Annotated in this window: 9 protein-coding genes; 6 read left to right on the top strand and 3 right to left on the bottom strand. The window is 48.3% G+C overall.

Annotated elements, in window-relative coordinates:
• Positions 1-49: 49 nt before the first annotated feature.
• Both ACYVK4_RS20135 and ACYVK4_RS20130 read right to left on the bottom strand, forming a co-directional pair.
• Positions 50-2,680, bottom strand: coding sequence for an ABC transporter permease (locus ACYVK4_RS20135; RefSeq protein ID WP_461129321.1), 2,631 nt, complete (start codon positions 2,678-2,680; stop codon positions 50-52).
• A complete protein-coding gene (locus ACYVK4_RS20130) occupies positions 2,677-3,015 on the bottom strand; it encodes a PadR family transcriptional regulator (RefSeq protein ID WP_461129320.1) in 339 nt (112 codons plus the stop codon). The genes ACYVK4_RS20135 and ACYVK4_RS20130 overlap by 4 nt, the downstream gene beginning before the upstream one ends.
• Positions 3,016-3,239: 224 nt before the next feature.
• On the opposite strand from ACYVK4_RS20130, the gene trpF reads away from it, so the two are divergent.
• From trpF to ACYVK4_RS20115, 3 genes are all read left to right on the top strand, one after another.
• A complete protein-coding gene (gene trpF, locus ACYVK4_RS20125; RefSeq protein ID WP_461129319.1) occupies positions 3,240-3,875 on the top strand; it encodes a phosphoribosylanthranilate isomerase in 636 nt (211 codons plus the stop codon).
• A 332-nt stretch (positions 3,876-4,207) separates the two neighbouring features.
• Complete coding sequence (locus ACYVK4_RS20120) at positions 4,208-4,735, top strand: PspC domain-containing protein (RefSeq protein ID WP_461129318.1); 528 nt, start codon at positions 4,208-4,210, stop codon at positions 4,733-4,735.
• A 119-nt stretch (positions 4,736-4,854) separates the two neighbouring features.
• Positions 4,855-5,919: a LiaI-LiaF-like domain-containing protein gene (locus tag ACYVK4_RS20115; protein ID WP_461129317.1), complete on the top strand. Its 1,065-nt coding sequence runs from the start codon at positions 4,855-4,857 to the stop codon at positions 5,917-5,919.
• A gap of 133 nt (positions 5,920-6,052) precedes the next feature.
• On the opposite strand, the gene ACYVK4_RS20110 is transcribed toward ACYVK4_RS20115, so the two are convergent.
• Positions 6,053-7,069, bottom strand: coding sequence for a GntR family transcriptional regulator (locus ACYVK4_RS20110; RefSeq protein ID WP_461129316.1), 1,017 nt, complete (start codon positions 7,067-7,069; stop codon positions 6,053-6,055).
• Positions 7,070-7,426: 357 nt separating this feature from the next.
• On the opposite strand from ACYVK4_RS20110, the gene ACYVK4_RS20105 reads away from it, so the two are divergent.
• The 3 genes from ACYVK4_RS20105 to ACYVK4_RS20095 all read left to right on the top strand — a co-directional run bounded on the left by ACYVK4_RS20105 (position 7,427) and on the right by ACYVK4_RS20095 (position 12,443).
• The gene (locus ACYVK4_RS20105; protein WP_461129315.1) at positions 7,427-10,591 is read left to right on the top strand and encodes a SusC/RagA family TonB-linked outer membrane protein; all 3,165 of its coding nucleotides are present in this window, start codon (positions 7,427-7,429) and stop codon (positions 10,589-10,591) included.
• A gap of 54 nt (positions 10,592-10,645) precedes the next feature.
• A complete protein-coding gene (locus tag ACYVK4_RS20100; RefSeq protein ID WP_461129314.1) occupies positions 10,646-12,157 on the top strand; it encodes a RagB/SusD family nutrient uptake outer membrane protein in 1,512 nt (503 codons plus the stop codon).
• A gap of 127 nt (positions 12,158-12,284) precedes the next feature.
• Positions 12,285-12,443, top strand: a complete 159-nt coding sequence (locus tag ACYVK4_RS20095; RefSeq protein WP_461129313.1) for a hypothetical protein — start codon at positions 12,285-12,287, stop codon at positions 12,441-12,443.
• Positions 12,444-12,450 lie beyond the last annotated feature (7 nt).

The raw sequence follows: 12,450 nt of genomic DNA, 5'->3' as shown, positions 1-12,450 counted from the left end.
GAGGGATTAAGAAGTTAAAAGAGTAAGGAAGTAAGTCAACTTGCTGCCCTTAGTCCGCTTTCAAACTCTTGACCGGGTTGATCGTGGCGGCTCGCAATGATTGCCAGCCAACGGTCAGAAAGGCAATGGTTATGGCAATGAATGCCGTAGCCAGGAACATCCAGACGCCAATGCTGATTCGATAAGGATAGTTGTTGAGCCATTCATTCATGGCATACCCGGCGGCAGGGAACGCGAATATGAACGACAGCGAAACCAGCTTCAGGAAATCGGTCGACAGCAACTGAACAACACTGCCAACCGATGCGCCCAGTACCTTCCGGATGCCGATTTCCTTAGTGCGACGTTCGGCGGAGAGTGTCGCCAGACCGAAAAGACCGATGCACGAAATAAAGATGGTGAGAATGGCCCCGAAGAGCACCATCTGCTTCCATTTAGCTTCCGACTCGTACCGTTTCAGATTTTCCTGCTCCATAAACGAATAGGAATACGGGTTCAGGGGAAACAATTTTTTGAAGACTTTCTCGATATGCCGAAGGCTGGCTGTTTCGGTCCCCGGTTTAATTTTAATGAAAGCCTTACCGTACTCATTGCTTTGCTTCATGGTAAACAGTTGCGGCTTTATTTTTTCGCTTAGTGACTGGTAATGATGGTCTTTCACCACGCCAACAACGGTGTATTTTTCGTTTCTGAACCAGAAATCGACGACCTGACCAATGGGGTTCTTCCAGCCAGCTTCTTTTACGAACGTTTCATTGACCAACACCGAATGCGACGAGTCGGATGGGTAGGCCGCAGAGAAATTACGGCCTACTGTGATCGGTATTTTGAAGAGCGGGAGGTAGGATTCATTAACGGTTTCGTAAGCAAAGTTCACTTGCGTTTCTCCGTTGATTTTAGCCACTGTCCCCCAGAAACCGCCATTTTTGGGTGCCACATCAATAATGTTCTGATTTTTAAGCAGCTCGTCTTTCAGTAATTTCTCTTCGCTGCGTTTCAGATTCGACTTGTTGATCATGACCAGGTTTTTATCGTCGTAGCCCAACTCTTTACTGGTCAGAAATTTGAATTGTGAATAAATGGTCAGGGAGGCAATGATTAGAAAAGAGGCCAGCGTAAACTGAAGTACGACCAGTGATTTTTGCAGGTAGTTTTTTCCCGACAAATTGAACCGGCTATACAGGGTTTGAACTGGATTGTAGCCCGACAGAATAAGCGCCGGGTAGAAACCGGACAACAGGCTTGTGACAAAAAACAGGATGATGTACCCGGCCACTAACTTCACATCAAACAGATACGAGAGCGCAAGGGCTTTGTTGGCGAGTTGATTGAACGTTGGCAAGGCCAGTTCAATCAGGCCGATCGCCAGCAGAAAAGCAACAAGGCAAAGTAAAAACGACTCGCCCAGAAACTGGATGATTAGCTGCGTTCTGGCCCCGCCCACCACTTTCCTGACGCCTATCTCCTTCGCTCGTTTTAAAGAGCGGGCTACGGTCAGATTGACAAAATTGATGCAGGCAATCAGCAGGATGAACAGCGCAATACCCGACAGAATGTACGAAAAAGTGGGATTGCTCTCGTCGACAAGCCCGTTACTGGCCGGTAGCTCTTTGCTCAGGTGCATATCGGTAAAGGGTTGAAGCGTGTACACCGTTTTGCCCGTTATACCGTACTTTTTAGCTACGATTTTAATACTTTCCCGGGCATCGGCCACGTAAACCCGATTCATTTTTGCCTCTACGGCTTTCAGGTTGGCCCCCGGACTAACCAGCACAAACGTATTCATGAAGACACTGAACCAGTTTTCATTATTGGCCATCTCGTCAGCCTCGATCACGAGGGGCATGAGCACGTCAAATTTGATGGACGAGTTTTGCGGGCTTTTTTTAGCCACGCCCGTCACCGTATAGGGTTCAAAACGCTCGTCTCCTCTGAAAAACAGCGTTTTGCCCAGTGCGTTTGTTGTCCCGAAGTTTTTCTCCGCAACGTCCTCCGATATGACAACCGATTGTGGGTTTTGCAACGCGGTTTTCGGGTTGCCGCTCAGGAGCGGGAAGGTGAATACCGAAAAGAAGTTCGTGTCGGCGTAATGGACGGACTGGCTTTTTATGTCATTGCCCTCCTTCATATCCCGATGGTTTTCCCGGTACCGAACAAAGGCTGTTATTTCCGGGACGCCCTCGTGGAATTTTGGTCCTGGAAAAACGCCGGTGTAGGGCTGTAACTGCTCAACAATACCAGCCGGTGTCAGCGATTTGCTGGTGATGCGGTAAATCGAAGGGTTCTTTGCATGAAACCGGTCGTAACTAACTTCATCTTTGGTATACAGCATGATCAGCATGGCCGCTGACAGACCAATGCTTAGTCCAATGATATTAATGGCTGAATACGCCTTGTTTCGGGCGAGGTTTCGTAAAGCAATTTTGAGATAGTTCTGGAACATAGCCGGACTGAATAAAGAGACGGAAGGATAGCGGGGTGGTTGGCGTTTCAGGGCGAACGGGCGTACAAAGCGCAGTACATTGATCCAGTAATTACGGTTTGCGCGTCGAGCACCCATCGTGCTTAATTCGCGGGTAAAGCGCTCATGCAAATCACCCTGCACCTCCTCCAATAGATGTGGGGCGCAGAACCATTCGAGGAGCCGGTCGGCCCAGCGGGGTGGTTGGGATACGTTCATATACTGAGGGTCGGTAAGACATTTGGCGAAATCGACTCCCACAACTGATCGCGCATGGCCCGTATGTCGTGCAATGCCCGGCTGCCCAGGGCGGTAACGGTAAAGAGTCGTTTCCGACGGCCGCCCCGTTCGGCAGTGGCGTCACCCATCTGCGACTTGAGCATGCCTTTCTCTTCCAGTCGATGCAGGGCCGCGTGTACCGCGCTGATACTGACCGATCGGCCCGTTTGACGGTCCAGCTCATCGGTTATGGCAACGCCGTAAGCACCTTCGTGCAGAACAGCTACCGTCAATAATACCAGTTCTTCAAACTCACCCAGGTACGTTCGTTTCATGCCAAAAGAATAAGATCAACTTTTGTAGAACAAATGCTTTGCCAACTCGTAAAATCGGCCTTTCCCGCTTGTAAACATGGATTTGGTAAAATATAGCTTGTCCGAAATCGTACACCAATGTCCGGTGATGAACAATACAAACGGCGTTCAGGTAATAAAATGCTGGTCTGTAAGTACCTTTGCGAATATGTATTGTCAAAAAAAATCTACGATTACCTACTACTATGGCCCTGAAGACGCTGGTTAAAATCTCGAACGTTACGAACCTCAGCGATGCTCGTTATTGTGCGGGGATGGGTGTTGATATGCTTGGCTTCTCGATGGATACCGACTCGCCGGACTATGTTGACCCGAAAAAATTTGGGGAGATACGGGGCTGGGTAGCGGGCGTACAGATTGTCGGCGAAACTACATCGACCGATCCTGAGGTAATCGAACAATTGTTAAGCTCGTACCAGCCAGATCTTTTACAGGTCGACGAAGCGGCCTTATTGCCCTACCTGAGTACGCTGACAAAAACGGAGGAAGATCTCCGTTTCATCTTACGGGTGGGTGTTGCTCAGCTCACCTTCGACCAACTTGATACAGTCCTGCAAACAGGGGCATCCAATGCTGATTATGTCCTGCTCGAAAGCAACGGCCCAATGCACCTGGATGAGGATATAAAACAACTCTTAAAACGGCAGGCGTCTCGCTATCCAATCCTGTTAGGAACCGGCATATCGGTCGAAAACGTCCACCAGCTACTGGCCGATCTTCCCGTAAAAGGTATTGCCCTGAGCGGAGGTATCGAAGAGCAACCCGGAAACAAAGAGTTCGGCGAGTTGATGGATATCATGGAAGCGATAGAGGAGGATTGAGCGAGTCGGTAAGCGGCTACGCCTAAGTCGGTCAGCGGCTGCGCCTAAGTCGGTCAGCGGCTGCGCCTAAGTTAGTAAGCGGCTGCGCCCAAGTCAGTAAGCGGCTGACGCGCGAAAGAAACACTCATGCGTCAGCCACTTACTGACTTGGGCGCAGCCACTTACTAACTTAGGCGCAGCCGCTTACTAACTTAACGACTCCTTCAGTACTATGTATTACCTACTATCATTGAAAACATACATCCATCCATAAGCGCGTCCATTCTTCCTATTCTGCTTCCGTCGATCTGGTAAACCGGCTAGGTTTACATCGGTTTTAGACACTAGAAGCCATGAACAAACGACTCGAACGAATAGCAGACCAGGCCCAGATTGGGGGCGTCTGCGCTGGATTAGCAGATTATTTTGGAATTGATCGCACGTTGGTACGTGTACTGTTTGTGGTCGGGATTTTCCTGCCCCATTTCCCGGCCTTCATCATTTATGTTATCTTGTGGATCGCATTACCCGAGCGCCGTTTTGCGGGTTCTGTGGCTCAATCAACTGTTTACGCAAACCCTGTTTTCTCTATGAATCCTTACAATCCCAATAAACCCGCATCGCCCGACCGTAGCCTAGTTGGTGGAGCCGTTCTGATTTTACTTGGTATCATGTTTCTGATTGACCGCTACTTCGATATCAGTTTCAGAGATTTGTGGCCATTCATTTTAATTGCCATTGGTTTGTGGTTGATTTTCCGGGATCGGATCAAAACCCCATACGACAACAATCAGAATGATCCCTACAAAAGTGATCCTTACAACAGTGATCCTTACAAAAGCGACCCAACTCAAAACGACCCCAATAACGGAACCTTGTAAATGAAGTATGCTATAGGATCGGGGCCGCCCGAGCGGTATGGTGCATAGACGCCTGTGACGTTAGGGACATCATACCGCACGGGCGGCCCCGGTCCTGTAGCTTATTTCAAACCACGCATATGAAACGTAATAACGGATTATTCTGGGGCATTTTTCTGCTCACGCTCGGTGTGCTTTTCCTGGCTCGCCGGGCAGGCTGGCTCGATGTTGACTGGCATTCGCTGGTAAACTTATGGCCCGTTCTGCTGATTTTAGCCGGGGTCAATATGATTTTGGAACGGCGGGGCAATCCGGCCGCTTTCATCACGACGGTCATGTTGGCGGTAGCCGTACCGACAACGCTATTCGGTTTTTTCTCCCATGATCGGGACCGTGACAGTTACCACATGCGCTGGGATAATGACGATGACGATAACGATCGTACTTATTCGGATGGCGACGATGGTGACGATTCGGATGATGACAACGGGAATGATGATAGCGATAATGATAATGAAGAGGATTACCGGTCTGAGCGCGATAGTCGGGATTCGGACCGTAATGAAACTCATTCAAACACCTTTGCTGAACCCATGTCTGCCGACACCCGGGAGGCTGTATTGAAATTGTCAGGTGGCGCGGGCCGGTTTATCATCAGTGACCCAACGAGCGAACTCATTAAGGCCGATACCAAACAGAGCGTTGGTAGCTACTCAATGTCGGTTGATCGCGATGAAACGACGCGTATTCCAACCATTGAATTGAAGCCAACGGAAGAGAAACAGAACATCGACCTGAAAGACGGCAACTACGAAAACCGGGTTGATGTACACCTGAACACGGCACCCATCTGGACAATGGATGTGGCGCTGGGTGCTGGTCAGGGTGACCTCGACCTGAGTTCATATGCCGTCAGAAGCCTTAAATTGGGTGTAGGGGCCGCTGAACTCGATCTGAAGCTGGGCGCTAAAGCCGATCAGTCCGACATCAAACTGGATGTTGGAGCTGCTTCGGTTACGGTCCGGGTTCCTAAAGAAGTAGGGTGCCGAATCAAGAAAGACGGTGCCTTGAATATCGAACAGCTGGATGATTTCACCAGTGTAGGTGGCGGTGAGTTCGTTAGCCCCGGTTACGATGCTGCCAAAAAGAAAATGCTCATCCGTTTCGATGGTGGCATTTCCAAGTTTAAAGTGGTGCGCTATTAATCAGAACCGGGATTTTTATATGATTTTTATGATTTTCTTGATTATAGAAGCAAGTTGGCGGCATTAATAAAGGCTTCTCATTGATTGTATAATCGTGAAAATCATTTAAATCATGAGAAAATCCCGGTTCAGACTATAAGGATTTCCGCACGACCAGATGAAACGGGTTCTCGATATGTTCGACACTGGCATTCAGCACTAACTGGGCGGCTGTGCGGCCCATCTGAGCAAAATCGGTGGAAATAACCGTGATGCCGTCCAGCAAAAACTCCTTTAACGGCGTATCATTATAGGAAAGAATACCGACCTCCTGCCCAACAAGGTAGGGGGTCTTTTTTATGCGCTTGATCAGCTCGACCAGATCTTCTTCCATCAAATTAATGTAGGCATGCTGCGGCTGGATCACCTCATCCTCAACGGTGTTGATCACCCGTGTTTTGAAGCCATGTTCGTAACAGAATTTATAAAATCCGTTCAGGATGGCCTTGGGGTGGTAGCTGTACGACGGAAACAAAATACAGAGCGTCGAATACTTTTTTAGAAGCGGTAGCGCATCCGTCAGGGCCTGATAAAGGTCGCGTTCGAAATTCTGGAATACGGCTCCGTAGCTACCGGTTATGCCTTCCAGTAATTTATCCAGAATAATAAGCTTGTGTTTGGGTAGGCTGTTAATCAGTTCGTCCGCCTTTTCGCCCCCTTCAAAGAAATGCCCGATAATAACATAATGCGTATGATTCCGGGCCTGTCGCTGTATCAAATCCCGAAAGAGCCGGAAGTCATTGTTATAAATGAAAAAGTCGATGGCTACGCCCGGCCCCAGCAGTTCGACAAAGGAATCGTAAATGATTTTTTTATGAGCACTCAGCTTGTTGAATAAGAGAAATATCTTCAGGTTGTTGCCGGTGGGCGTGTAGTTGATATAAAATCCTTTCCCTTTAACGGCTCCGATTATTTCCTTTTCCTTAAGAAGTTCGTAGGCCCGTTCAATAGTGCCTTTCGATATGTCGAACTCCGCGCAAAGCTCGTGGATGGATGGAAGCTTGTCGCCGGGCAAAATATCCCGGTTTTCGATACCCTCCACAATTGAGTTGTAAATCTGCTGGTACTTCGGTGTATTTGAGTAATCGTTAATCTTAATGTGATAAAGCATAACAGGCTAGGCTGGTCTTGAAGGAAATAAAAGCAGATAAATGCACGAACGTACTCAAAATCTTTAGGTCTTTGTGAGTAACAAACAGCCTGATTGAGACGGCAAAAGAAAGTAAACGTGTAGGGTAACCTTGCATGAATTTGGTACGGCCTACTTGCCGGTAAGTAAGCAAATATCTGTCTAAGGCGCAAAGAGAATTTATATATTCAAAATACTAAGAAAATTATTTAAATAATGATAGTTATGGGTAGGTATAGGAAAGTTGGAGGATACTAACTGGTAATATTTGGCTATTCAATTGACTTTTTCCTGAAGCCAATCTAGCCGAACAACCCTATCTTTAATCTACTTACATCCATGAAAAGACTCTATCAGCTAGTAGCACTAAGTATGGTAGCGGGCTCTTATACGAGCTTTGCCCAGGAGCCCAAAGGGACTTTACCAAATGAGCGTGTGTTGATTGCATTGAATACCCCCTTGCATCGTGAAGAAGTGTCTGCTGACATTACCGTTTCGGGTAAGGTGACCGACGAGAAAGGCGACGGATTGCCAGGGGTAAGTGTTGTCGTGAAAGGCTCAACTCAGGGTGCCACCACGGATGGTAAGGGTAGCTTTAGAATTGCTGTTCCCAATGCCAACTCAACACTGGTCTTCAGTTTTGTTGGTTATGCCAAAAAAGAGGTGGTCGTTGGCAGCCAAACATCCCTGTCTGTTACGCTCACGCCCGACGATCAGACACTGAACGAAGTCGTGGTTGTAGGCTATGGTAGCCAGTTAAAGAAAGAAATTACCGGGGCCGTTCAAACCGTGAGCGCTCAGGAGATAAAAGACCTTCCGGTTTCGCAGATTGGTCAGAAATTACAAGGACGATTGGCTGGTGTTCAGATCAACCAGACAACCGGTAAGCCGGGGCAGGGTATCAATATCCGGATTCGTGGGCAGGTGTCGGTATCTGCCGGTAGCGATCCGTTATACGTCATTGATGGCTTCCCGATTACGGGTAACATCGGCCAGCTCAACCCCGATGAAATTGATGACATTTCCGTCCTTAAAGATGCTGCGTCGACATCCTTATACGGATCAAGAGCAGCAAACGGTGTTGTGCTGATTACGACGAAAAAAGGAAAGCCGGGGCAAACCAATATCAGCTTTAATACATTCGCCGGTGTTCAGCAGGTACCGGAAAAAGGCCGGGTAAAAATGCTGGATGCTGTTCAGTTTGCTCAGTTTAAAAAAGAATACTATGAGGATTCGAACCAGCCCGTCCCGGTTGAATTTCAGAATCCTGCTCAGTATGAAGGGAAAAACAACGACTGGTACGGTGCCCTGATCCGGACAGCGCCTATACAGAGCTATAATTTGAGCCTGTCGTCGAACAAGGAAAAGTCGAATACTTCTCTGGTTGCTGGTTATTTCAACCAGCAGGGGGTTGTACTGAATAACGTGTACAAGCGGTATTCGCTGCGGATGAACTCAAACTACAACATCTCCGACCGGGTAACGGTAGGCTTCAATGTAGCGCCATCGTATGTATTCGACAATACGCCAAGAACTGACGGCGACCGGGGTACCGGTATTCTGTTCAATGCCCTGCACACCTGGCCAATTATGCCCATTTATGACGCCAATGGTGTTCTCACAAAATTTAACCAGCTTCCGGGTAGTACGGGCAATATTTTTGCCTATCCAAACTGGGTACGGGCTGCTAATGAACTGGTTAACGAAACGAAAAACACCAACCTGCTGGCCAATGCGTATATTGCTTACCGGCCAATTACGGGGCTGACCCTTCGTTCGTCCATCAACGTCGAGTATTTGAACTCCAAATTCTTTTTCTTCAACCCATCTACCGCTACTAGTGCTATCAACGTTCCCATCCCGACCACGGCCGTTTCCATTCGGCAAAGTACGGAGAACGTTTCCTGGCTAAACGAAAACCTGGCCACCTATAACAAGAGTTTTAACGATCATAACTTTGAGCTGCTGGCCGGTTTCACCAACCAGCGTTTCCGGCAGGATTTTACCCGCATACAGGCTGATACCTACGCCGATGACCGGCTTCCAACCATTCAGGGAGCACTCAACGTAAACCGGGGTGGTACCACTAATGGCGTGAACGAATGGGCACTGACGTCTTACCTGTCGCGCTTAACCTATAATTACAAAGGAAAATATTTGTTTACGGCGGCCGTCCGGACAGATGGATCTTCCCGTTTCGGTACGAACAACCGCTGGGGTACATTCCCATCGGCTTCGGTGGGCTGGGTATTGTCGGATGAGAATTTTCTGAAAAATTATCAGCATGTGTCGTTTGCCAAAGTCAGAGCCAGCTATGGTGTGATTGGTAACAACAACATTGGTAACTATACCCAATATGCGCTGGTTAATAACACGACAAATGCTGTGTTCGGCAATAACGTTGCTACCGGCGCTGTCGTTACGTCGCTGGCTAACAGTAACTTAGGTTGGGAGACTACCAAGCAGTTCGACATTGGCCTTGATCTGGGACTGTTCAACGACCGGATTCAGTTCATTTATGACTTCTATTCCAAGCGGACAACGAACCTCCTCTACGCCGTACAAATCCCGCAGGAAGCTGGATTTACCAACTTCAATGACAACATTGGCGAGATTAAATTCTGGGGGCACGAGTTTTCACTGACGAGCAAGAACACAACGGGCCGCCTGCGCTGGACCACCAACGCCAACATCTCTTTCAACCGTAATCAGGTTGTTTCGCTGGCACCAGGTATTGACCGGGTATATGGCTCGTTCCACATTACGCAAGTTGGTCAGCCATTCGGGATGTTCTATGGCATGGTGAAGCAGGGGTACTACCAAAGCACGGATGAAGTTAAAAATTCGCCGATCATTCCAGGGCGTTCGGCGGTTGGTACGATCAAGTTCAAAGATGTCAACGGCGATGGGGTTATCAGCTACGGCGGTGACCAGGACGACCGGGCCATTATCGGTAGCCCGTTCCCGAAATTTACCTACGGTATCACCAACAACCTGTCGTATGGCAAATTCGATTTCTCGATTGCGGGTTCCGGTTCCTATGGCAACCAGTTGTGGGTACGTCACTTGTATAGTACCGCTAACCTCGATGCCGTATTTAACATGGTGGAAGGCGTGAAGGATCGTTTCCGGGTTAAGAGCGACGGTACAGTTATCACACCCGGTAAAGGGCAGTTTGGGGTTACCAATGGTGGTGGAAATTTCACCGGTGTCGAGCGCGACTGGAACAGCTCGCAATTCCTGGCCGATGCCTCGTTCTTCACGATCAAGAACATAACACTTGGTTATAACATCGGTGCCCTGGATCGATTCTTTAAATCCGCCCGTTTGTATGCCTCTATTCAGCAGGTGTATGTATTCACTAAATACTGGGGTGGTCCAAACCCGGAAACCAGTGCTCAGGGTGATGGTAATGGAGATGGCGGCAACCTAAGCCAGGGCGTCGATCTCTCGAACTACCCGGTTCCCCGTACCTACACGGTGGGTATCAATCTGAATTTCTAAGCTAATCAGGCTTATCTAACCTTATTTTTTCAACATTCTTATTTCTTATCAAGAATGAAAACAAAACTTATTGCGACCTGGCTTTTAGGCATTGCCCTAACTGGTTGCCAACAGGATTTTTTAACGGCAGTACCTGAAACAGCGTTGAGTTCGGCTACATTCTTTAAAACAGAAGCCGACTTTCAACAGGCAGTGAATGGAGCTTATGTACCACTCCGATTCATATTTAACGAACGGGCCTGGATTTTGGGCGAGATGCACTCCGACAATACCTACTATGCCCGGAACATCCTGTTCGGCGCCGTGGACCCAACCGAAAATATTGCCGACTTTGCCGTTCCAACGGCGAATGGCGTAACGGCTAATGATAACGTTCTGCAGCAGTATCGGTACGACTATCAGATTATTGCCCGGACAAACCAGGTGCTGGCACTGATTGATAATGTACAGTTCACGGTACCGGCTACGAAGGATAACCTGAAAGGGCAGGCCCTGTTTCTGAGAGCGTTTGCTTACTTTGAACTGGTCCGTTATTTTGGCAAAGTGCCCATGCACTTGATACCGGTGGTGGGTCGTCTGGATGCGGCACTGCCTTTAGCGTCGACTGAGGAAATCTATACGCAGATCATAAAAGACGTTACGGAAGCTACCAAACTGCTGCCTAATAAGGCGAAGCAGGAAGCGGGGCGGGCCACATCAGGCGCAGCTAAAACCCTGTTGGCCAATGTCTACATTGTTCAGAAGAAGTGGGCCGAAGCCGAAACTCTTATGAAGGATGTAGTGACTAACGATGGGTACACACTCACACCCGATTATAACAACGCCTTTTCATTTTCGACGAGCAATAAGAACAATGCAGAGTCGGTCTTCGAAGTGCAGTATCTGGAGGGCTCAGCGGGGTTAAATGGTAACCTGATCTATCGCATCGTTCCAACGCCCATAACGGCGGCCGAATTAGCGCCCATCACGGGAACCTCGAATGCACAGTCTCTCTCGGGCGAGAATAACAATATTCCAACCCCTGATATTATTGCTGCTTACGAGCCCGGGGATAAGCGGAAAGATATTTCCATTGGCTATGTAACGCTCAGCCAGAGTCTACGGGAAAACAAGGTGTATCCATACATCAAAAAACTAGCCCGTCCGCATGCGTTACATAATAACACGGGTACAAACTGGCACGTGTATCGGTATGCCGAAGTGTTGCTGTTTTTAGCTGAAGCCTTGAACGAACAGGGAAAAACCGGTGAGGCCGCAACGTACCTGAATCAGGTACGGACACGTGCCGGTCTGGCTGCAACCACTGCAACTTCGCAGGCCGCCATGCGTACCGCTATCTATCAGGAACGCCGGGTTGAACTGGCCTTCGAAAACAAGCGCTGGTTCGACCTCGTTCGGACGGGTCGGGTGAAAGAGGTGATCACGGCCTATGGTGCTCGGGTGAAAGCAAATCCACAGGATTATTATTTCCCCAAAGGAGCCGTTCCCCCGCCAAACGCCTTTACGGTTTTAGATGAAACGTATGCGCTTCCAGCTGTTGAAGCGGCATTGACACCTTATTTCTGACAAACGGTGATCAGATGATTTTACATGAAATCATCTGATCCCAATTGAATTGACTTATAAGGTTATTAAAGGCATAGAGTAGGAATTCGATTAACAAGATTTTAATGTTTAATCTAGGTTGGTAATTATGATTCAACAGAAGCAGAATCGTTTCGGCTCTGCTTCTTTTCTTTCCCCTGCCAGCCCAAAATCTGTCGGTATATTGGCTGTTCATCCTGCTTTTCATAAACCAGAACAGATTTTATCAATCAGCACTCAACAGGCCAACAGCAAGGCTTTCAATTAACATACTT

Source organism: Spirosoma aerophilum (assembly GCF_054782495.1).
This window is presented reverse-complemented; position numbering and strand designations above follow the sequence as displayed.

What these genes read in the sequence shown, in the direction of transcription:
- ACYVK4_RS20135 (WP_461129321.1), bottom strand. Translation starts at nt 2,680, where the DNA reads ATGAACGTATCCCAACCACCCCGCTGGGCCGACCGGCTCCTCGAATGG.
- ACYVK4_RS20115 (WP_461129317.1), top strand. Translation starts at nt 4,855, where the DNA reads ATGAAACGTAATAACGGATTATTCTGGGGCATTTTTCTGCTCACGCTC.
- ACYVK4_RS20100 (WP_461129314.1), top strand. Translation starts at nt 10,646, where the DNA reads ATGAAAACAAAACTTATTGCGACCTGGCTTTTAGGCATTGCCCTAACT.
- ACYVK4_RS20120 (WP_461129318.1), top strand. Translation starts at nt 4,208, where the DNA reads ATGAACAAACGACTCGAACGAATAGCAGACCAGGCCCAGATTGGGGGC.
- ACYVK4_RS20105 (WP_461129315.1), top strand. Translation starts at nt 7,427, where the DNA reads ATGAAAAGACTCTATCAGCTAGTAGCACTAAGTATGGTAGCGGGCTCT.
- ACYVK4_RS20110 (WP_461129316.1), bottom strand. Translation starts at nt 7,069, where the DNA reads ATGCTTTATCACATTAAGATTAACGATTACTCAAATACACCGAAGTAC.
- trpF (WP_461129319.1), top strand. Translation starts at nt 3,240, where the DNA reads ATGGCCCTGAAGACGCTGGTTAAAATCTCGAACGTTACGAACCTCAGC.
- ACYVK4_RS20130 (WP_461129320.1), bottom strand. Translation starts at nt 3,015, where the DNA reads ATGAAACGAACGTACCTGGGTGAGTTTGAAGAACTGGTATTATTGACG.
- ACYVK4_RS20095 (WP_461129313.1), top strand. Translation starts at nt 12,285, where the DNA reads ATGATTCAACAGAAGCAGAATCGTTTCGGCTCTGCTTCTTTTCTTTCC.